This window comes from Streptomyces sp. NPDC026500 (assembly GCF_055567635.1).
In genome coordinates this window covers 93,393-113,887 of the sequence record NZ_JBVHQB010000018.1, presented here as the reverse complement: position 1 = coordinate 113,887, position 20,495 = coordinate 93,393, and the positions used below count along the sequence as shown (strand labels likewise).

The 20,495-nt window shown below is 69.9% G+C and carries 16 protein-coding genes, 1 tRNA gene and 1 riboswitch; of the genes, 14 read left to right on the top strand and 3 right to left on the bottom strand.

From position 1 onward, the window contains the following. Nucleotides 1–252 precede the first annotated feature (252 nt). From ACZ4N5_RS29370 to ACZ4N5_RS29355, 4 genes are all read left to right on the top strand, one after another. Nucleotides 253–1,080 (top strand): glycoside hydrolase domain-containing protein, encoded by an 828-nt coding sequence (locus ACZ4N5_RS29370; protein ID WP_467760052.1) that lies wholly within the window; start codon nucleotides 253–255, stop codon nucleotides 1,078–1,080. 203 nt (nucleotides 1,081–1,283) lie between these two features. Beyond that, nucleotides 1,284–1,433: a hypothetical protein gene (locus ACZ4N5_RS29365; RefSeq protein WP_467760051.1), complete on the top strand. Its 150-nt coding sequence runs from the start codon at nucleotides 1,284–1,286 to the stop codon at nucleotides 1,431–1,433. Nucleotides 1,434–1,799: 366 nt separating this feature from the next. Next, nucleotides 1,800–2,459, top strand: a complete 660-nt coding sequence (locus ACZ4N5_RS29360; RefSeq protein WP_467760050.1) for a SurA N-terminal domain-containing protein — start codon at nucleotides 1,800–1,802, stop codon at nucleotides 2,457–2,459. Between the two features lie 124 nt (nucleotides 2,460–2,583). Next, the gene (locus tag ACZ4N5_RS29355; protein WP_467760144.1) at nucleotides 2,584–3,615 is read left to right on the top strand and encodes a nucleoside triphosphate pyrophosphohydrolase; all 1,032 of its coding nucleotides are present in this window, start codon (nucleotides 2,584–2,586) and stop codon (nucleotides 3,613–3,615) included. A gap of 45 nt (nucleotides 3,616–3,660) precedes the next feature. Here ACZ4N5_RS29355 and ACZ4N5_RS29350 read toward each other — a convergent pair whose 3' ends face one another. After that, nucleotides 3,661–4,872, bottom strand: a complete 1,212-nt coding sequence (locus tag ACZ4N5_RS29350) for a globin domain-containing protein (protein WP_467760049.1) — start codon at nucleotides 4,870–4,872, stop codon at nucleotides 3,661–3,663. Between the two features lie 298 nt (nucleotides 4,873–5,170). Here ACZ4N5_RS29350 and ACZ4N5_RS29345 point away from each other — a divergent pair, with 298 nt between their 5' ends. The 9 genes from ACZ4N5_RS29345 (at nucleotide 5,171) to ACZ4N5_RS29305 (ending at nucleotide 16,099) form a co-directional block, all read left to right on the top strand. Then, the gene (locus ACZ4N5_RS29345; RefSeq protein WP_467760143.1) at nucleotides 5,171–6,472 is read left to right on the top strand and encodes a cytochrome P450 family protein; all 1,302 of its coding nucleotides are present in this window, start codon (nucleotides 5,171–5,173) and stop codon (nucleotides 6,470–6,472) included. Nucleotides 6,473–6,787: 315 nt separating this feature from the next. Further along, the gene (locus ACZ4N5_RS29340) at nucleotides 6,788–7,669 is read left to right on the top strand and encodes a transglycosylase family protein (protein WP_467760048.1); all 882 of its coding nucleotides are present in this window, start codon (nucleotides 6,788–6,790) and stop codon (nucleotides 7,667–7,669) included. Nucleotides 7,670–7,852: 183 nt separating this feature from the next. Next, nucleotides 7,853–8,046: riboswitch (cyclic di-AMP (ydaO/yuaA leader) on the top strand. A gap of 4 nt (nucleotides 8,047–8,050) precedes the next feature. Further along, nucleotides 8,051–8,752 carry a transglycosylase family protein gene (locus ACZ4N5_RS29335; RefSeq protein ID WP_467760047.1) on the top strand — a complete coding sequence of 234 codons (702 nt, stop codon included), beginning with the start codon at nucleotides 8,051–8,053 and terminating at the stop codon, nucleotides 8,750–8,752. A 347-nt stretch (nucleotides 8,753–9,099) separates the two neighbouring features. Then, the gene (eno, locus tag ACZ4N5_RS29330) at nucleotides 9,100–10,386 is read left to right on the top strand and encodes a phosphopyruvate hydratase (RefSeq protein WP_467760046.1); all 1,287 of its coding nucleotides are present in this window, start codon (nucleotides 9,100–9,102) and stop codon (nucleotides 10,384–10,386) included. 119 nt (nucleotides 10,387–10,505) lie between these two features. Beyond that, entirely contained in the window at nucleotides 10,506–10,982 is a 477-nt protein-coding gene (locus tag ACZ4N5_RS29325; RefSeq protein WP_467760045.1) for an FtsB family cell division protein, read from the top strand. Between the two features lie 39 nt (nucleotides 10,983–11,021). Continuing rightward, on the top strand, nucleotides 11,022–11,630 hold the full coding sequence (locus ACZ4N5_RS29320) for a DUF501 domain-containing protein (protein WP_467760044.1): 609 nt from the start codon (nucleotides 11,022–11,024) through the stop codon (nucleotides 11,628–11,630). Beyond that, the gene (locus ACZ4N5_RS29315) at nucleotides 11,627–12,598 is read left to right on the top strand and encodes a Ppx/GppA phosphatase family protein (protein WP_467760043.1); all 972 of its coding nucleotides are present in this window, start codon (nucleotides 11,627–11,629) and stop codon (nucleotides 12,596–12,598) included. Before ACZ4N5_RS29320 ends, ACZ4N5_RS29315 begins: the two co-directional genes overlap by 4 nt. Nucleotides 12,599–13,174: 576 nt before the next feature. Then, complete coding sequence (locus ACZ4N5_RS29310) at nucleotides 13,175–14,569, top strand: NAD(P)/FAD-dependent oxidoreductase (RefSeq protein ID WP_467760042.1); 1,395 nt, start codon at nucleotides 13,175–13,177, stop codon at nucleotides 14,567–14,569. Nucleotides 14,570–14,809: 240 nt separating this feature from the next. Then, on the top strand, nucleotides 14,810–16,099 hold the full coding sequence (locus tag ACZ4N5_RS29305; protein WP_467760041.1) for a class I SAM-dependent methyltransferase: 1,290 nt from the start codon (nucleotides 14,810–14,812) through the stop codon (nucleotides 16,097–16,099). A gap of 102 nt (nucleotides 16,100–16,201) precedes the next feature. Here ACZ4N5_RS29305 and ACZ4N5_RS29300 read toward each other — a convergent pair whose 3' ends face one another. Both ACZ4N5_RS29300 and ACZ4N5_RS29295 read right to left on the bottom strand, forming a co-directional pair. Continuing rightward, nucleotides 16,202–18,742: an ABC transporter permease gene (locus ACZ4N5_RS29300; RefSeq protein WP_467760040.1), complete on the bottom strand. Its 2,541-nt coding sequence runs from the start codon at nucleotides 18,740–18,742 to the stop codon at nucleotides 16,202–16,204. Nucleotides 18,743–18,964: 222 nt separating this feature from the next. Further along, complete coding sequence (locus tag ACZ4N5_RS29295) at nucleotides 18,965–19,765, bottom strand: ABC transporter ATP-binding protein (RefSeq protein WP_467760039.1); 801 nt, start codon at nucleotides 19,763–19,765, stop codon at nucleotides 18,965–18,967. 509 nt (nucleotides 19,766–20,274) lie between these two features. Here ACZ4N5_RS29295 and ACZ4N5_RS29290 point away from each other — a divergent pair. Next, nucleotides 20,275–20,357: transfer RNA gene (locus tag ACZ4N5_RS29290), tRNA-Leu, on the top strand. The last annotated feature ends 138 nt before the right edge of the window (nucleotides 20,358–20,495 follow it).

The following is a 20,495-nucleotide window of genomic DNA, read 5'->3' as shown; positions in this document are numbered from 1 at the left end:
CCTGTTTTTGCTGTGCCTTGAGAGAATCTTGTGGCGAACGAGGTTCAGCGTTTCCCGAGTGAAGGGGTGGCGTCGGTTACGGTGCGATCCGCTCCCGGCGCAGGGGGTCGGCGCCCTTCGCGGGCGGGCCGGGTGGGGGCGCCGCATCAGGGGCCCATTCGTTCTTTATGCTTGATCGCTTTTCGTCGTCCTGGGTTCACGGGTCGACCAGGTTTTGCGTGCTGTGACGTGCGTGTCATGAATGGGGTGGGAATGTCCGGTCATCGGATGTCCAAGAAGGGCCGCTACATCGCTTGGGCGACGGCGGGAGCGGCCGTGGTCGCCGGAGCCGGGATCGCGGCCAAGGCGTCGATGGCGACGACCACGTGGCCCGCCCAGAAGACCTTCACGGGCCGCGCCTTCGACACCTGCACAGCCCCCTCGCCGGCCGCCATGAAGGCCTGGAACACCGGCTTCTACGGCGCGGCCGCCGTCTACGTCGGCGGCAAGAACCGCGGTTGCAGCCAGCCCAACCTGACCGCCTCCTGGGTGAAGTCGGTCAGCGCGCTCGGCTGGAAGCTCATACCGCTGTACGTCGGCGCCCAGCCGTCCTGCCAGACCGGCAGCAGCCCCGAGAAGCTCACCGCCTCGACCGCCGCGTCCATGGGCGCGACCGACGGCGCGGACGCGGTCGCCAAGGCCGCCGCCCTCGGCATGAAGGCCGGCAGCCCGGTCTACCTCGACATGGAGTCGTACGACATCACCGACAAGGCGTGCAACGACGCCGTGCTGACGTACGTGCGCGCCTTCGACAAGGCCCTGCACGCCAAGACGTACCGCACCGGGTACTACGGCTTCACCAGCTCCAGCGCCAAGGCCGTCGCGACCGCGACCGACAAGACGGATCTGCCGGGCAACCTCTGGTACGCGCTGTGGGACAAGACGAACACCACGACCACCGACTGGCCGTTCGGCGCCACCCAGTACCCCGGCCACAGCCGCGCCCACCAGTACATGGTCAACAGCAAGGAGGTCCGCGGCGGTTACACGATCACCGTGGACCGCGACGCCTGGGACGCGCCGGTCGCCATCACCGGCTGACATACGCAACCGTCCGAAGAGCGACTGAGAACGTCCGACGAACATCTGCAGGAGGAGCAGGGTATGAGGGTCGAAAGGATTCCGGCGCTAGTCGTCCCGTCCGTTGTCCGTGCCGGGCTGGCGGGTGCCCTGTTCCGTCCCTCCTGATCGCCCTGCGGAGGGGTACCCGTGCGGACTGGGCCGCCTTCGGGGTGTTCTGCGCGGTGCTGGTGGCATGGGTCATGCAGCTCTCCTTCACGCCCGAGACCACGCACGGGCTGGAGTTCGCCGACGACCTGCTGCTCATCCTGTTGTCGATGGCCGGGGCTGCCGTGCACGCCTGGACGGCCTGGCCCCGGCGCGCCGGGCACTAGCGGGATGCCTGGCGGAACGCCAGGACGGCTGGGAACACCGGGCGCACCGGTGATCGCCGGTGCACCGGAACCACCGGGCACACCGGTGGACAACCGACGGAAACAGCAACGGCACAGGCCGGTCGGCGGGCGGACGCGATCGACCGTACGAGGGGACGCCGGCGGTCCCGGTCGACCGGGTGATCGACCGGGTGTGGTCACTCGTAAGAGCGGACCGGGGGCCTTCCGCGAGGCGAGGATCGCGCGACGGTGCCTGAAGTCGTGGTGAATCGTTGGTCGAATGGCTGGCCGGGAGGCCGACCACTGCCTACCATCGATCACCGCAAGACTTTGTGCACCGTCGCACAATCTCCTCGGGAGGCTTCCTTGCACCGCCGCCGTCGCACCGCGCTCGTCCTCTCCGCCGCGATCGTCGCCGCGGCCCCTCTGCTGACCGGCTGTGGCAGCGACGCCCATCCGGGCGCCGCGGCTGTCGTCGACGGCCAGAGGATCACCGTCGCGCAGCTCGAGGGCCGGGTGAACGAGGTGCGCTCGGCGCAGCGGGCCGCCAGCAAGGACGATGCCCAGTACGAGCAGGTCATCGCCAACAGCGGCACCCTCACCCGCGACACCCTGCACGGCATGGTCCTGGACCGGGTGCTGGACCGGGCGGCCAAGAACGCCGGTGTGACCGTCACCCGCAAGGACTCCCAGCAGATGCGGTCGGCCCTCGAGCAGCAGGCGGGCGGCTCGAAGGCCCTGGAGACGGCCTGGCTGTCGAACTACGGCGTGGCGCCCAAGCGCCTCGACGACAGCCTGCGTACCGAGATCGAGGCCCGGAAACTCGCCGCCGCACTCGGTGTCGACATGAACACCACCGACGGCAAGGCCACCTTCTGGAAGGCGATGTCCACCGCCTCCAAGCAGCTCCACGTCGACCTGAACCCGCGCTACGGCGCCTGGGACGTCCAGAAGAGCAGCCGCGTCGACGCGAAGACGCCGTGGCTGCGGGACGTCTCGTCGGCGGGGACCCAGCAGCCCGCCTAACCGTCGCCGGGCCCTTCGGGGCTCGGCGGTGTCCCCAGGCCTGTGGACAACCGCAGGGGCTGTCGGCGGTGTGGGTTACGTTCGAGGGGTGAACGCAACCAGCAGCTTCGGCGACGACGAGCGGATCGCTGCCGACACGACCGCCGTCGGCCCCGACCCCGGCCGTATCGTCCTGCTCACCACCAGCCACCGTGTCGCGCCCGGTCTGTTGTCCTGGCCGGCCTGGCAGGCGCTGCGCGGCGCCGACCGGGTGCTGTGCGCGGACCCCGGGCATCCGCAGGTGCCGTATCTGCGCGAAGCCGGTGTCAGAGTCGACGAGGAGTCCCCGACCGCGCAGGAGCTGGTCGACGCGTGTGCGGGCGGACGCTCGCTGGTCGTCGTCGCCAGTGGAGAGGGCGAGCCCCGCCTCACCGACGGTCTGGCCCGGCTGGCGGGCTCCGGCCGCATACGGATGCCGGACCTGGAGCTGCTCCCCGCCTCGTACGACCTGCCGGGCGCCCGCCTGCTCGACCTCGTCCAGGTGATGGACCGCATCCGCGGCGAGTGCCCCTGGTCGTCCCAGCAGACACACAAGGGCCTGGCGAAGTACGGCATCGAGGAGGCGTACGAGCTGGTCGAGGCCATCGAGGAAGGCGACCGGGACGAGCTGCGCGAAGAGCTCGGCGACGTCCTGCTTCAGGTCGTGTTCCACTCCCGGATCGCCGAGGACGACGTGGAGGCCCCCTTCTCGATCGACGACGTGGCCGGCGGCATCGTCGCCAAGCTGATCCACCGGCACCCCCATGTCTTCGGCGACGAGACGGCCACGACGCCCGAGGAGGTCAAGGCGCACTGGCTGCGAACCAAGGCCGAGGAGAAGCGGCGCACCTCCGTCACCGAGGGCGTCCCGCTGGGCCAGCCGGGCCTGGCCCTGTCGGCCAAGCTGTCGTCCCGGGTGCGTACGGCGGGACTGGAGGTCCCGCTGCCCGCGGGCGAGGGCGTGGGGTACGAGCTGCTGGCGATGGCCGTGCGCGCCGAGGCGGAGGGCGTGGACCCGGAGGCGGCGCTGCGGGCGGCGGCACGGGCGTACCGGGACGCGATCCGCGGGGCGGAGGGCTTCGTGGAGACGGACACCGAGGACGACCGCGAGGACGCCCACGGGGGCGGTGAAGAGTAGGACGTAATAAGGGGTATGGCGAGGCTGGGCCTGGGGGGGCCGGTGTCACGCTCCCGGGGCGCGGCCGGACGGGTTGTGCCAGGTCGGCGGGGGGCGGTCGAGCAGCCACTCCGCCGCGCCCACCGGGCGGGGACGGCTCTCCCCGGTCGGCGGCAGCGGATCGTGGAAGACGCGGTCGGCCGGTGTGCCCAGGGAGGGCAGGGTCTCGCCGACCTCCTCGACGAGATCGGGCGGCCCGGCGACATAGACGTCGTGCCGGGTCCAGCCGGCCCGGTTGCCCAGCGCGGTGAGCAGCCGTTCGGTCGCCTGGGCCTTGGGACGGCCGGGCGCGGGGGTGATGAAGGTGACGGCGAGCTTGGGGAGCCTGGCCCGCAGGCGTTCGACGGCGGGCCGGTCGTAGAGGTACGCGATGTCACGGGCGACGAGGAACAGGCGGGCCTCGTGGGCGGGGTGGAGCTGTTCCAGCAGGGCCTTCACCGGCGCCCAGCCCGTGCCGGCCGCGATGAGGGTCAGAGGCCGGTCGGCCGGTGTCCGCAGGGTGAGGCCGCCGCCGGGTGCGCCCAGCCGCAGTACGTCGCCCACGCGGGTCTGCCTGACGAGGGCGGTGGAGAGCACGCCGTCCTCGACGCGGCTGATGTGCAGGTCGACGGTGCGGTCGGCGCGGGGCGCGTTGGCGAGGGAGTAGGGGCGCCAGACGCACGGCAGATGGGACACGCTGACGCTGACGTACTGACCGGGGGAGTAGGTGAGCCGCTGGCGTGGCCGCAGGGTGAGGACGACGAGGTCGTCGCCGTGCCGGGTGCGGGAGACGACCTCCGCGTCCCACCAGGGGGGCTCGCCGTGGTGCTGGGCCTCCTCGGCGCCCTGGAGCATGAGCTGGGCGATCGACCCGTACGCCTCGGCCCAGGCCTTCTCGGCCTCGGCGCTCCAGGCCGAGCCCGCGACGACCGCGAACGCGGCGATCAGACTCGCCCCCACGGCCGCGTAGTGCTCCGGCTGGGTCAGGTACTTCCGGTGGTCGCGCCCGAGATCCCGTAGATACCGTGGCAGGTCCGGATCCTCCAGCCCGTCCATGACGAACGTGAGCGCCGCGAAGAGCCGGTCCCGCTGCCGCTCCATGTCCTGCGGGAGGTCCGCCGGGAACAGCGCGCGGAGCTCCGGGTTGTGACGGAAGAGGTGCGAGTAGAAGTACTTGACCGCGAACTCGGCCCGTCTTTCCACGACCGCGAAGCTGGATCTGAGTATTTCGGGGTCCACTGCGTGAATGTAGGGAGGTGCCGAGAGGCCGAGTCAAACAGTCGGCCATGTCCGGACAGCCTGGGGCGAAATGGGTGGGGACGGTCTCCGTCGCCGTCGTGCACCGGACACCGTGCTCCTCGGATCCCGCACGAATGCCGCCCAGGTGCTGCGCGAACACTGCCTCAACTGCCGCCCGAACGCCGTTCCAGGTGCCGCTCGAGTGCAGCCTCCAGCGTCGCTCGAGTGCAGCCTCCAGTGGCGCCCGAGCGCGGTCTCCGGCCCCGCCCGAGAGTCCCGATCGTCGGTCGGCCCGGGAGTGCCCGCCTCCTGCGGTTACGGTCGAGGGGTGACCGAGCACGAAGCCTCCGCCAGCGCCGCCCCCGAACTCTTCACCTGGGAGTTCGCCACCGATCCCTACCCGGCCTATGCCTGGCTCAGGGAGCACGCTCCCGTGCACCGCACGCGACTGCCCAGCGGGGTGGAGGCCTGGCTCGTCACGCGGTACGCCGACGCCAAGCAGACGCTCGCCGACCAGCGGCTGTCCAAGAATCCCGCGCATCACGCCGAGCCCGCGCACGCGAAGGGCAGGACCGGGATTCCCGGGGAGCGCAAGGCCGAGCTGATGACGCATCTGCTGAACATCGATCCGCCGGACCACACCCGGCTGCGGCGGCTCGTCAGCAAGGCGTTCACACCGCGGCGGGTCGCCGAATTCGCCCCGCGGGTGCAGGAGTTGACGGATCAGCTCATCGGCGAGTTCGCGGCCAGGGGCTCGGCGGACCTCATTCACGAGTTCGCCTTCCCGCTCCCCATCTACGCCATCTGCGACCTGCTCGGCGTCCCGCGCGAGGACCAGGACGACTTCCGTGACTGGGCGGGGATGATGATCCGGCACGGCGGCGGGCCGAGGGGCGGGGTCGCCCGGTCCGTCAAGAAGATGCGCGGGTATCTCGCCGAGCTCATCCACCGCAAGCGCGAGGCGCTGACCGCGGAGCCCGCACCCGGCGAGGACCTCATCTCCGGGCTCATCCGCGCCTCCGACCACGGCGAGCACCTCACCGAGAACGAGGCCGCCGCCATGGCCTTCATCCTGCTCTTCGCGGGGTTCGAGACCACGGTCAATCTCATCGGGAACGGGATGCACGCCCTCCTCACCCACCCCGAGCAGCGGGCGCGTCTGCAGGCCTCCCTCGCGGCCGGGGAGAGCGGGCTGCTCGAAACGGGTGTCGAGGAGCTCCTGCGCTACGACGGGCCCGTGGAGCTGGCCACCTGGCGGTTCGCGACCGAGGACGTGCGGATCGGCGGGCAGGACATCGCGGCCGGCGACCCCGTGCTCGTGGTCCTCGCCGCCGCGGACCGCGACCCCGAGCGGTTCGAGCAGCCGGACACGCTCGATCTCGCACGGCGTGACCTTCAGCACTTGGGCTACGGCCACGGCATCCACTACTGCCTGGGCGCTCCGCTCGCCCGACTGGAGGGGCAGACCGCGCTCGGCACGCTCCTCAACCGCCTGCCCGACCTCCAACTCGCAGGAGAATCGGCCGATTTGCGCTGGCGCGGGGGGCTCATTATGCGTGGATTGCGCACGCTTCCTGTGGAGTTCACCCCGGTCAAATAGTCCCTGATCGGTTCATCGGCGACCCTTCGGAACCCCTTTCCGGGAAGTTCTCCCGAATACCGGAAAGGGCACCTTTCCGGCTACCGGAACGTGACGATCCATCAAATCTGTGATCTTCACGTGATCTGTACTGCATCGACTTGTGACAAGTGATCGAGTCCGGCTACGTTCACCCATCAACGCGGCGGCTCCGCTTCTTACTTCGCTGGAGCCGCGGTGGTCCCCCGCTGTCACGCGAAAGGTTTCCGCATGCTCTCCGGGAACGGCCGTCACCGTCGCCCTCGTCAAGCCCCTGCCCTCGTTGTCGCCGCGGGAGTGACCGGATCGGCCATCGTCATCCCGTTGCTCGCCGCGTCGGGTGCGAGCGCGGCCGACGGGACCACCTGGGACCGGGTGGCGCAGTGCGAGAGCGGTGGCGCGTGGAGCGCCGACCAGGGCAACGGGTACTACGGCGGGCTCCAGCTCGACCAGGAGGACTGGGAGGCGTACGGCGGTCTCGAGTACGCCCCGAGCGCCGACCAGGCCAGTCGCTCGCAGCAGATAGCCGTCGCCGAGAAGCTGCTCGACGACCAGGGTCTCGCGGCCTGGCCGACCTGCGGACCGCTCTCCGGTCTCAGCAAGGGCTCGGCCGAGGTCCAGGTCGACACGGGCGTGGCCGACGGTTCGTCGAGTGGCGGGAATGACGCCGGCTCACACGGCTCTTCCGGTTTGTCCACTTCGCCCAGTTCATCTTCTTTGTCGGATCTGATTGGTTCGACCGATTCGGGTGAATCCTCGGGTGCGACCCATGGCGCCGGGAAGCCCGACGCCTCGCCGAGCCCCAGCGCCTCGGCCCGAGCGACCGACAAGGGTGACGAGTCGGGCAAGTCCGGACAGAAGCACGCCTCTTCGAGTGCCTCCGACGCCGCGAGCGCCGGCACCGGGCGGCATCGTGGCGGAGACGCCGCGGAGAGCGCGACCGGCAGCCCTGCCGACAACGCCACGGGGCGGCACGCCTCGAGCGCCCCGAGCGACGCCGTCGACAACCCGTACGTCGTGGACGCCGGCACGAATCTCTGGAACGTCTCCGACGTCCTCGGCCTCGAAGGCGGATCGGGCGACCTGTCCGCCTCGTACGGCGCGGCGGCGACCGACGGTCCCGGCCTCGTCGTCCCCGGTCGGAGCATTGCCGGCACTGCTGAAACGGTGCAGAACTAGCGGGAGTTCACGTCATGGTTCGCTGTGGAATGTCCGGTTTGGTGCGAGTGAGACATGAGTCTCAGAAGCCCTGATCGTCTTTGATATTCCGCCGATCGACTGCTTACGGTCGTGACCGCTCGCCACAGCGGGCCCCGACGGTCACAACGCCGAATCCTGCCAGCGGCCGTACGGGAACAGTCGTCGCGTCATGCGCCGTAGGCAGGAGCGGGGGACCCAAGGTAGGCGCCGCGTCCGGGAGTTGAGAGACACCCGGAAACGGCTTGGGGTTAAGTCGCGTGTCGGACGTCCTGGAGACGGGGTCGACGACACGCGGCCGGGCAACTCAACCGGCCCGAACCCGACAGCTCACCTCGCAGGCGTCGGTGAGGGGATCACTCCATGCTGTTTTCCAGCAAGGGCAAGCACCGCCGCCCGAACAAGGCCACCCGCGTCGCCACGCTCGCCGGTGTCACCGGCGTCGCCATCGCCGCCCCGCTGATGGCTGTCGGCAACGCCTCCGCCGCCACCGCCTCCGAGTGGGACGCCGTCGCCCAGTGCGAGGCCGGCGGCAACTGGTCGATCAACACCGGCAACGGCTACTACGGCGGCCTGCAGTTCTCCGCCTCCACCTGGGCCGCGTACGGCGGCACCGCCTACGCCTCGACCGCCGACCAGGCCTCGAAGTCGCAGCAGATCACCATCGGCGAGAAGGTTCTCGCCGCCCAGGGCAAGGGTGCCTGGCCGACCTGTGGCACCGGCCTGTCGAGCGCCGCGTACAGCGGTGGCGCCTCGGCCCCGTCGACCTCCTCCGGCTCCTCCTCGTCGAGCGGCTCGCAGAGCGCCCCCACCACCCGTACGACGGAGCAGCCCGCCTCCCGTTCCGCGGAGCGCCCCGCCGCCCAGAAGACCGTCACCACCCCGACCGGCAAGAAGGTCAAGAAGGGTGACGGCGAGTACAAGGTCGTCAAGGGTGACACCCTCAGCTCGATCGCTGAGAAGAAGCACGTCAAGGGCGGCTGGCAGAAGCTGTTCAAGCTGAACAAGGACATCGTCGCCGACGCCGACTTCATCTACCCGGGCCAGCAGCTGCACCTCCGCTGAGCGCGGCCGCACGCCGGCCCGACGGGGTCGCCTTCGGCGGAGGGTGACCGTGGTCCCGGCCGTGCGCAGCATCGCCCCAGCTGAATGACAGCTCCCTCATCGGCCGGGCCTCCACCTCGGAGGCCTGGTGAGGGCCCCGTCCCCACGGGCTCCCCGCTCCGGTGCGTGTTCCCCCGCACGCGCCGGAGCGGGGTTTTTCATTTCTTTTTTTGTTCCGTTCAGGAACAATATGTACTCTCACTTCTGCTCAAGGGGTGGTCGATCGGCTGGCCGATCCCCCTGGGCCGGATAGGCTCATCCCGCAGGGCTGCCAAGCCCCGCATACCCGCGTCACATCCCAGAAGGAGATGCTCGTGCCGTCCATCGACGTCGTCGTAGCCCGGGAAATCCTGGACTCCCGAGGCAACCCCACGGTCGAGGTCGAGGTCGGCCTCGACGACGGCAGCACGGGTCGTGCCGCCGTTCCGTCCGGCGCCTCCACCGGAGCGTTCGAGGCCATCGAGCTTCGTGACGGCGACCCCAACCGCTACCAGGGCAAGGGCGTCGAGAAGGCCGTCCTCGCCGTCATCGAGCAGATCGGCCCGGAGCTCGTCGGTTACGACGCCACCGAGCAGCGCCTGATCGACCAGGCGATGTTCGACCTGGACGCCACCGACAACAAGGGCTCGCTCGGCGCCAACGCCATCCTCGGCGTCTCGCTCGCCGTCGCGCACGCCGCTTCCGAGGCGTCCGACCTGCCGCTCTTCCGCTACCTGGGCGGCCCGAACGCGCACCTGCTGCCCGTTCCGATGATGAACATCCTGAACGGCGGGTCGCACGCCGACTCGAACGTGGACATCCAGGAGTTCATGATCGCCCCCATCGGCGCGGAGTCCTTCTCCGAGGCCCTGCGCTGGGGCACCGAGGTCTACCACACCCTCAAGTCCGTCCTGAAGTCCAAGGGCCTGTCCACCGGCCTCGGCGACGAGGGCGGCTTCGCCCCGAACCTGGACTCCAACCGCGCCGCGCTCGACCTCATCCTCGAAGCCATCAAGCAGGCCGGTTACGTCCCCGGCGAGCAGGTCGCGCTCGCCCTCGACGTCGCCGCGTCCGAGTTCTACAAGGACGGCAAGTACGAGTTCGAGGGCAAGTCCCGCTCGGCCGCCGAGATGACCGAGTACTACGAGGAGCTCGTGGCGGCCTACCCGCTCGTCTCCATCGAGGACCCGCTCTTCGAGGACGACTGGGCCGGCTGGAAGGTCCTCACCGACCGCCTCGGCGACAAGGTCCAGATCGTCGGCGACGACCTGTTCGTCACCAATCCGGAGCGCCTGGCCCGCGGCATCGAGGAGGGCACCGCCAACGCCCTGCTGGTCAAGGTCAACCAGATCGGTTCGCTGACCGAGACCCTGGACGCCGTCGAGATGGCCCAGCGCAGCGGCTACAAGTGCATGATGTCCCACCGCTCCGGCGAGACCGAGGACGTCACCATCGCCGACCTGGCCGTCGCCACCAACTGCGGCCAGATCAAGACCGGCGCCCCGGCCCGCTCCGAGCGCGTCGCCAAGTACAACCAGCTGCTGCGCATCGAGGAGATCCTCGACGACGCCGCGGTGTACGCCGGCCGCTCGGCGTTCCCCCGCTTCAAGGACTGACCCCGCAAGGCTCAGGAAGCGTCGTCCGTACGTCCCCGCACCCGGTCCCGTACCGTGTGCGGGGACGTACGCGCGTGACGGGCCCCATCGACGGGCCGGCAACTGGGGAGGCGGGACTCATGGCCGTGAAGGACCGGGACCGGTTCTCCACCTCGACCAGGCTGAAGCTGCTCGGCGAGCAGACGGCGGCCCGGGTCTACCGCTCCCAGACCAAACGGCAGGCGCGCCGCTCCCGGCTGACCGGCCGGGCCGCGCTGCTCGCCCTGGTCCTGTGCTCCCTGATCGTCGCCCTCGCGTACCCGATGCGGCAGTACGTCTCCCAGCGCGCCCAGGTCGCCGACCTGGAGCGGCAGCGGGAGCAGGCCCGGCAACGGGTCGAGCAGCTGCGCGACCTCAAGGCGCGCTGGCAGGACGACGCGTACGCGAAGCAGCAGATCCGGCAGCGACTGCACTATGTGATGCCGGGCGAGACCGGCTACGTCGTGATCGACCCGGACGCGGCGAAGCAGGCCCGCGCCGAACAGGGCACCGCCGACCGCCCCTGGTACACCAATGTCTGGGACGGCGTGGACAAGTCCGACGCCGCCGACCAGTGACGACCCATGAACTGACCAGAAAGACACGTGACTCACGGCATGGAAACGCCACCCCCCACCACCCCGCGCACCGAGCCCACCGACGCCGACGTCGAGGCCTTCAAGCAGCAGCTCGGCCGGCCGCCGCGCGGGCTGCGCGCGATCGTGCACCGCTGCCCCTGCGGTCAGCCGGACGTGGTGGAGACGGCGCCCCGCCTCCCCGACGGGACGCCGTTCCCGACCACGTACTACCTGACGTGCCCGCGGGCCGCGTCCGCGATCGGGACGCTGGAGGCCAACGGGGTCATGAAGGAGATGACCGACCGGCTGGCCACCGACCCCGAACTGGCCGCGGCCTACCGCGCCGCGCACGAGGACTACATCGCGCGCCGTGACGCCATCGAGGTCCTGGCGGGCTTCCCGAGCGCGGGCGGCATGCCGGACCGGGTGAAGTGCCTGCACGTCCTGGTCGCCCACTCGCTGGCCGCCGGACCGGGCGTCAACCCGCTCGGCGACGAGGCCATCGCGATGCTGCCCCAGTGGTGGCGCAAGGGCGCCTGCGTGACGCTCCCCGCGGAGGACGGCTCCACGGGGCCCGCCAAGGACGCCGGTGACACGGCCGACGAGGGTGACTCCGCGCAGGACGCCGCGCCCGGAGAGGGCCAGTGACCCGGGTCGCGGCCGTCGACTGCGGTACGAACTCCATCCGGCTCCTGGTGGCCGACGCCGACCCGCGGACGGGCGAACTCGCCGACCTGGACCGGCGGATGACCATCGTCCGGCTGGGCCAGGGCGTCGACCGCACCGGCCGGCTCGCCCCCGAGGCGCTGGAGCGGACCTTCGCCGCCTGCCACGAGTACGCGGCGGCCATAAAGGAGCACGGTGCCGAGCGGCTCCGCTTCGTCGCCACCTCGGCCTCCCGGGACGCCGAGAACCGGGACGAGTTCGTGCGCGGGGTGCTGGACATCCTCGGCGTCGAGCCGGAGGTCATCACCGGGGACCAGGAGGCGGAGTTCTCCTTCACCGGCGCGACCAAGGAACTGGCCGGGCGCGACGACCTCGCCACGCCCTACCTGGTCGTGGACATCGGCGGCGGCTCGACCGAGTTCGTCGTCGGCGCCGACCACGTGCGCGCGGCACGCTCCGTGGACATCGGCTGCGTGCGGATGACGGAACGTCACCTCGTGCACGACGGTGCCGTGACCGACCCGCCCACCGCCGAGCAGGTCGCGGCCATGCGTGCCGACATCGAGGCCGCCCTCGACCTCGCCGAGGAGACGGTCCCGCTGCGCGAGGCGCGCACCCTGGTGGGGCTGGCCGGCTCGGTCACCACGGTCGCCGCGATCGCGCTGGAACTCGACGAGTACGACTCCGCGAGGATCCACCACTCGCGGATCTCCCTCGCCCGCGTCCGCGAGATCACGGAGTGGCTGCTGCGCTCAACGCACGCCGAGCGCGCGGCGATCCCCTCGATGCACCCGGGCAGGGTGGACGTCATCGGGGCGGGCGCCCTCGTCCTGCTCTCGATCATGGAGCGGACCGGGGCGGCGGAGGTCGTGGTCAGCGAGCACGACATCCTCGACGGCATCGCCTTCAAGGTGGCGGAAGACGCCGAAGCGGGCGGGCGGGACGACTGACGTGCGGTGACGCGTCGAGACGCGTCGAGAGCGGACGTGGGGCGGCCCCGGTACCTCTTCCCGAGGGACCGGGGCCGTCGTCGTTGCACGGGCCGAACGGAGCCCTGGACACGATGTCCGGAGGTGTCGCGAGGGCGTGGTTCAGGTCTCGTTTGCTACTGATCGGTAGCCTCGGCTGAGCGTGTCGGATAACGTATGAGCGTGCCCGAGGGGGTCACGGAACCCCTTAGGTGAGGCCCCGTCGAGAAACTTCGTGAAGTTCTTCACAAGGAAAAAAGCCCTGCTGGGCGAGGAAGAGGCCAGTTGGGCCCTTTCGTAGGGCTCAGGCGGTCGGGCAGCATGCTCCAAGGAGCGTTGCGACCGTGTTTCCGAGTGGTGAAACAGGGGTGCGGTCCGCTGGGCCGAATGGCTTGGAGTGCAGCTCACGCGGTGTTGACAACGGTACGAACCGTACGGTGGTTTACCCCGGCTGCCATGACCTCGATCACGTGGGCGGCGGAGTGTAGCAGAGCCCCCGCCCAAGCTTGTGAAGGGGCGCACGAGCGACCCCCCTGGAGCGGGTGGATACTCGATGGCATGAGCACCACGGAGCGTCCCAGGATCCTCGTAGTAGGCGGTGGGTACGTAGGCCTGTACGCAGCTCGGCGCATCCTCAAGCAGATGCGCTACGGAGAGGCGACCGTCACGGTCGTCGATCCCCGGTCGTACATGACCTACCAGCCCTTCCTCCCCGAAGCCGCCGCCGGCAGCATCTCCCCGCGGCACGTCGTCGTCCCGCTGCGACGTGTACTTCCCAAGGCGGAGGTCCTCACCGGCCGGGTCACCACCATCGACCAGGACCGCAAGGTCGCCACCGTTGCCCCCCTCGTGGGCGAGGCGTACGAGCTGCCTTTCGACTACCTCGTCATCGCGATGGGCGCGGTCTCCCGCACCTTCCCGATCCCCGGCCTCGCCGAACAGGGCATCGGTATGAAGGGCATCGAGGAGGCCATCGGCCTGCGCAACCACGTCCTCGAGCAGCTCGACAAGGCCGACTCCACCACGGACGAGGACGTCCGCCGCAAGGCGCTGACCTTCGTCTTCGTGGGTGGCGGCTTCGCCGGCGCCGAGACCATCGGTGAAGTCGAGGACATGGCCCGCGACGCGGCCAAGTACTACAGCAGCGTGTCCCGCGAGGACATGCGCTTCGTCCTCGTCGACGCCGCGGACAAGATCCTTCCCGAGGTCGGCCCCAAGCTCGGCCAGTACGGCAAGGAGCACCTGGAGAGCCGCGGTGTGGAGATCTACCTCTCCACCTCCATGGACTCCTGCGTCGACGGTCACGTGGTGCTGAAGAACGGCCTCGAGGTCGACTCCAACACGATCGTCTGGACGGCCGGCGTCAAGCCGAACCCCGTTCTCTCCCGCTTCGGTCTGCCGCTCGGCCCGCGTGGCCACGTGGACACCCAGACCACCCTCCAGGTGCAGGGCACGGACTACATCTGGGCCGCGGGCGACAACGCCCAGGTGCCGGACGTCGCCGCCCGCAAGGCCGGCGTCGAGAACGCCTGGTGCCCGCCGAACGCTCAGCACGCGCTGCGTCAGGCCAAGATCCTCGGCGACAACGTGATCTCCGGTATGCGGGGCTTCCCGCAGAAGGAGTACGCGCACGCCAACAAGGGTGCGGTCGCCGGTCTCGGCCTCCACAAGGGCGTCGCGATGATCGTCCTGGGCAAGACGAAGATCAAGCTCAAGGGCCGTCTCGCCTGGTACATGCACCGTGGCTACCACGGTCTGGCCATGCCGACCTGGAACCGCAAGATCCGCGTCTTCGCGGACTGGACGCTCGCGATGTTCCTCAAGCGCGAGGTCGTCTCCCTCGGCGCCATGGAATCTCCTCGCGAGGAGTTCTACGAGGCCGCCAAGCCGGCTCCGGCCGTGGCTGCCCCGGCGCCCGCCGCCAAGACCGAGGCGAAGGCCAAGGCCTCCTGACCTCCGGTCACCGAACGCCCCGAAGGGGCCGCCCGCCATCCGTGGTGCGGGCGGCCCCTTCGGCGTTTCCCCGAGGCGCGCGGTGCGGCGCGTGAAACACGGTGCGCAGACCGGCGCGCAAAACGTGGCGCGTACACGTATTTTGCGAATCTGTAACGCGCAGGACGGACTGCGCGCTGAGCGGGTAGATGTTTACGTGGTGTCGGAGCGTTCGGGAGTGTTGTCTCGGAGGTATACGCCATGCAGGATGCCGCGCCGCGGCTGAAGAGCCTTGTCGAACAGATGCTGGGAGTCCCCCTCCCGTTGCGCATCCGCGCCTGGGACGGTTCGGAAGCGGGTCCGCCCGGGGCTCCGGCGCTCGTCGTCCACAACCGGCGGGCCCTGCGCCGTCTGCTGTGGAAACCGGGCGAGTTGGGACTCGCCCGCGCCTGGGTCTCCGGCGACCTGGGTGTCGAGGGCGACCTGTACACCGCCCTGGACCTGATGTCCGGGTTCGTCTGGGAACGCGGCGAGGACGCGCGCGGGCTCGGGGAGGCGCTGCGCGACCCCGGGGTGCGCGCCGCGGTGCGCGGGCTGGTGAAGCTGGCCGGGCTGCCGCTGCCGCCCGCCCCGCCCGTCGAGGAGGTGCGCAGACGTCGCCACCTGCACACCAAGCGCAGCGACCGACGGGCCATCAGCCACCACTACGACGTCGGCAACGACTTCTACGAGATCGTCCTCGGCCCGTCGATGGTCTACTCGTGCGCCTACTGGGAGGAGGGCGCCACCCTGGAGGAGGCCCAGCGCGACAAGCTGGAACTCATCGCCGGGAAGCTGGGTCTGAAGCCCGGTCAGCGGCTCCTCGACGTCGGCTGCGGCTGGGGCTCGATGGCCATCCACGCCGCCCGCGAGCACGGCGCGAGGGTGGTCGGGGTGACGCTGTCGCAGGAACAGGCCGTGTACGCCCGTAAGCGGGTCGCCGACGAGGGGCTGACCGACAAGGTGGAGATCCGGGTGCAGGACTACCGGGACGTCGCCGACGGGCCCTACGACGCGATCTCGTCCATCGGTATGGCCGAACACGTCGGCGCCGAGCGCTACCTGGAGTACGCGGAGGTGCTGAACCGCCTCCTCAAGCCAGGCGGGCGGCTGCTCAACCACCAGATCGCGCGGCGTCCGCAGCGGGACGAATCGACGTACTCCGTCGACGAGTTCATCGACGCCTACGTCTTCCCCGACGGCGAACTCGCGCCCCTCGGGACGACCGTGACGCAGCTCGAACGAGCCGGGTTCGAGGTGCGCGACGTCGAGGCGATCCGCGAGCACTACGCGCTCACCCTGCGCCGCTGGGTCGCCAACCTGGAGAGCGGGTGGTCCCGTGCCGTCCGGCTCACCAGCGTCGGCCGGGCCCGCGTCTGGCGCCTGTACATGGCGGCCAGCGCGGTCGCCTTCGAACGCAACCAGATCGGTGTCAACCAGGTCCTGGCGGTCAAGACCCCTGGCGGGACGGGCTCGTCCGGGATGCCGCTGCGCGCGAGGACCTGGAACTGAGGCTGGACAGAGGCCGAATGCGCAGGGAGGGGTCCCGTTCCGTCCGGAACGGGACCCCTCCCTGTGCGTTGCGCGGGCAGCCGCTCCGGTCCCGCCGCTCCGCTATTCCGACTTGATCGCCGTCAGCATGTTCAGGCGGGCCGCCCGGCGGGCCGGCCACAGCGCCGCGAGGACGCCGACGGCCGCCGCGAGGAGCAGGAAGACCGCCATCCGGCCCCAGGGCAGGACCAGTTCGTACGTCGACATCTTGCTGCCCAGCAGTTCGCCGGCCGCCCAGCCGAAGAACACGCCGAGACCGACTCCGAGGACACCGCCGAAGAGCGAGATGACCAGGGACTCCAGACGGACCATCCGCTTGATGCCCTTGCGGTCCAGGCCGATCGCGCGGAGCATCCCGATCTCCTGCGAGCGCTCGAAGACCGACATCGCGAGGGTGTTGATGACACCGAGGACAGCGACGATGACCGCCATCGCCAGGAGGCCGTAGAGCATGTTGAGCATCAGCGTGAACATCTTCGCGATGTCGTCGGAGATGTCCTGCTTGTCCTGGACCTTGATGGCCGGGTTGTTGCCGAGGGCCTTCTCCAGCTTGTCCTTGGTCGCGGCGGACGCGCCGTTCGACGTCTTCAGCATGACCTGCATGTCGGCGGCGTCGCGCTGGTGCGGGGAGAGCGTGGCGTTGTCGAGGATGATGCCTCGGATCACCTCGTTGGCCTCGTACACCCCGGCGACGGTCAGGTTCTCCTTCTTGCCGTCCTCGTAGGAGACCTTGAAGTCCGAACCTGCCTTCCAGCCATGGGACGTGGCGGTGTCCGAGTCGACCACGACCCGTGTGCCGCCGACCCGGAACGAGCCGTCGGTGACGGCGAGGTCGGTGAGCTTGCCGATGGCCGCGCCGTTGACGCCGGTCAGGAACTCGGTCTGGCGGTCGATGCGTACGGGGGCGTTGCGCAGCGAGCTGGTGTCGGTGACCCCGTCGACCGCGGCGAGCTTCTTCTCGACGTCCGGGGAGAGGGAATTGCCGTTCGCCATCGACACCATGTAGTCCGCCTTGATCGCCGAACTGGCCATCTTGTCGATCGACTTCTGCAGACTGCCCGCCATCACCGTCATACCGGTGATCAGGGTGAGGCCGATCATCAGGGCGGAGGCGGTGGCGGCCGTACGGCGCGGATTGCGCACGGAGTTCTGCCGGGCCAGCTTGCCGGAGATCCCGAAGACGCGAAGGACGGGAGCCGCCGCGGCGATCATCGGACGGGACAGCAGCGGGGTGAGGACGAAGACGCCGATGATGAGCAGCACCGCGCCGAGACCCATCGGGGCCTGGCCGTCCGAGCCGTCCATCGTCGTGGCGTAGAGGACCACGGCGACACCAGCGGCCGCGAACAGGGCACCGATCGTGTTCCGCACGACCAGGGACTTCGTCGTCGCCTTGGCGTGGACGCTGCTCATCGCGGCGACCGGCGGGATCTTCGCGGCGCGGCGGCCCGGCAGCCACGCGGCCAGCATCGTGATGAGGACACCGACCAGCAGCGCCGTGGCGACCGTGCCGGGCGAGACGACCAGCGGGCCGTCCGGCACCGTGGCGCCGAGCGTGCCCATCAGGGAGCGCATTCCGGCGCCGATGCCGATGCCCGCGGCGAGCCCGCCGACGGCGGCGACCGCGCCGACCACGAACGCCTCGATCAGCACCGAGCGGGTGACCTGGCGGCGGGAGGCGCCGACGGCGCGCAGCAGCGCCAGCTCCTTGGTGCGCTGGGCGACCAGCATGGTGAAGGTGTTGGCGATGATGAACGTACCGACGAACAGCGCGATCCCGGCGAAGACCAGCAGGCCCGTCTTCATGCCGCTCATCGCCGAGGAGATCTGCTCGGCCTGGTCGTCGGCGAGCTTCCGGCCGGTCGTGGTGGAGGCGACGTCCTTCGGCACGACGTCGTCGAGCGCGTTGCGCAGCGCGGTCTGACTGGTGCCCGGCGCGGCCTTCACGTCGATCTCGTCGTAGGAGCCGACCGAGTGGAACAGCCGCTGCGCGGTCGCCGTGTCGAACAGGGCGAGGCTGCCGCCCGCGGCGACATTGCCGTCGTCGGTGGTGAAGATGCCGGTCACCACGGGCTTGAGGACAGGGCCGTCGACCGAGAGACGTATGGTGTCGCCGACTTTGTAGCCGGCCCGCTTCGCGGTCTCCGCGTCGATCGCGACCTCGCCCGAGCCGTGGGGCGCGTGTCCGGAGGCCAGGGGATAGCGGGGGTCCTTCCCGCCGTCCTTCGCGCTCCAGTAGTTGCCGCCCTGCGACTGGAAGCCGCCGCCGATCAGCTTGCCGTCCTTGTCGGCGATGGCGGTGAAGCCGTTGACGACGCCGATCGCGGAGGCGGCTCCGGGCACCCCGGCCGCCTTGTCGAGCAGCGGCTGCGTGAGCTTGTGCGTGCGGCCGACCCTGTCGCCCGTGTCCGGCGCGCTCTCCGGGTGGATGGCGACGTCGACCTGGTCGAAGCCCTTGGCGGAGCTCTTCTGGTAGGCGTCCGAGATGGTGTTGGTGAAGACCAGGGTCCCCGACACGAATGCGACGCCGAGCAGGACGGCGAGCACGGTCATCAGGAGCCTGGCCTTGTGCGCGAATACGTTGCGCAAGGCGGTACGGAACATGGGTCTTCTCAGTCCAGGAGTCGCGGGAGGGCGCGGGAAGCCGCGGGCCGGCGCGCAAAGGGCGCGGAAGGCCACGGGCGGGCACGGGGAGCGTGCGGAAAGGTGCGGGAAGTCGGCGCTCGGTGTCCAGGGCGCGGAGTCCGGAGCGCAGGGCTCGGAACTCAGGGCTCGGAATTCAGGGCTCAGGGCTCGGAGTGCCGGGGTGAGCGGTCCGGCCGGGTGTCAGCTGGTGCGGCCCTTGCCGTCGGATTCGGAGGTCCGGGGGTTTCCCCCGGGAAGACTCCGCATGAGGTCCAGGACGGAGTCGGCGGTCGGCTCGTACACCTCGTCGACGATCCGTCCGTCGGCGAGGAAGACGACCCGGTCCGCGTAGGCGGCGGCCACCGGGTCGTGCGTCACCATCACCACGGTCTGGCCCAGCTCCCGTACGGAGTTGCGCAGGAAGCCGAGGACCTCCGAGCCCGAGCGGGAGTCGAGGTTTCCGGTCGGCTCGTCGCCGAAGATGATGTCGGGGCGGGAGGCGAGGGCGCGGGCGACGGCGACGCGCTGCTGCTGGCCGCCGGAGAGCTGGGAGGGGCGGTGGCTCAGACGGTCGGCGAGGCCGATCATCTTGATGACCTTGTCCAGCCACTCCTTGTCGGGCTTGCGGCCGGCGATGTCCATCGGGAGGGTGATGTTCTCCAGGGCCGTCAGGGTCGGCAGCAGGTTGAACGCCTGGAAGATGAAGCCGATCTTGTCCCGGCGCAACTTGGTGAGCTGCTTGTCCTTCAGGGAGCCGAGCTCCGTGTCGCCGATGCGCACGGAGCCGGAGGAGAAGCTGTCCAGTCCCGCCACACAGTGCATCAGCGTGGACTTGCCGGACCCCGAGGGGCCCATGATCGCGGTGAACTCGGCCTGCCGGAAGTCGACGGTGACCCGGTCGAGGGCGATCACCTGGGTCTCGCCCTGCCCGTAGACCTTCGACAGTTCCGTGGCGCGGGCTGCGACCGCGGTGCTTGTGCCTGCGAGGGGGGTGGTGGTCACGGGAGGGTGCTCCTGTCGGGACGACGATGTTGATGGGGACGTGTTCCATCGTCCGTGCCGATCCGCGGGATGGAGTCACCCGCTGTTCCGGTTCCGGGGGCAGCCTGGGGTCGGACCGGGAGCGGTTGTGTCATACCTGGGGATGACGGAGCTCCCCTGAGAACCGTCCGGGTCGGGGCGCCGCGAAGACGTCTGGGAAGCCCTCGGTGAGCGCGCCGCGGACGCTCGGGGAGCGCGCGCCCCGCGGTCGCTCTCCTGGGAGTTCGCCCGGGAGTTCGCCCGGCACCTCGTCCGAGGCTCGTTCCGATCGTGTTCGGACGGTGAAATTCCGTCAATCCGTGTACGCGGGCCCGGAGCGTCCGAAAGGCTGTTGGCAAGTGCTGACGGCCTGTACCGCGTGCTGATGCACCCTCAGACGTCAATAAAATAAGACAACATCGGTCCGCACGCCCGCTGTTCGGGTTACGCGCCCCGATAGGCTCGGAACCTCGATGCGGAGCCCATGGTCTGCCCGGATGGTGGAATGCAGACACGGCGAGCTTAAACCTCGCTGCCCCTCGCGGGCGTACCGGTTCAAGTCCGGTTCCGGGCACTTTCCGCACCTGTATCGCGGGACGCGGGCCACAGTCGGAACACTCCGAGCGTGGCCCGCCGGCTGCGAGTCTGGTTGCTCCCGAAGTCCAGGGGCTGGAAGCCGCTGGCCGAGCAGCGGTTGACGGTTCCGCCGACG

Bases quoted from the DNA above. Each gene is read 5' to 3' on its own strand.
- ACZ4N5_RS29370 (WP_467760052.1), top strand. From the start codon at position 253: ATGTCCGGTCATCGGATGTCCAAGAAGGGCCGCTACATCGCTTGGGCG.
- ACZ4N5_RS29335 (WP_467760047.1), top strand. From the start codon at position 8,051: ATGCTGTTTTCCAGCAAGGGCAAGCACCGCCGCCCGAACAAGGCCACC.
- eno (WP_467760046.1), top strand. From the start codon at position 9,100: ATGCTCGTGCCGTCCATCGACGTCGTCGTAGCCCGGGAAATCCTGGAC.
- ACZ4N5_RS29325 (WP_467760045.1), top strand. From the start codon at position 10,506: ATGGCCGTGAAGGACCGGGACCGGTTCTCCACCTCGACCAGGCTGAAG.
- ACZ4N5_RS29320 (WP_467760044.1), top strand. From the start codon at position 11,022: ATGGAAACGCCACCCCCCACCACCCCGCGCACCGAGCCCACCGACGCC.
- ACZ4N5_RS29310 (WP_467760042.1), top strand. From the start codon at position 13,175: ATGAGCACCACGGAGCGTCCCAGGATCCTCGTAGTAGGCGGTGGGTAC.
- ACZ4N5_RS29305 (WP_467760041.1), top strand. From the start codon at position 14,810: ATGCAGGATGCCGCGCCGCGGCTGAAGAGCCTTGTCGAACAGATGCTG.
- ACZ4N5_RS29300 (WP_467760040.1), bottom strand. From the start codon at position 18,742: ATGTTCCGTACCGCCTTGCGCAACGTATTCGCGCACAAGGCCAGGCTC.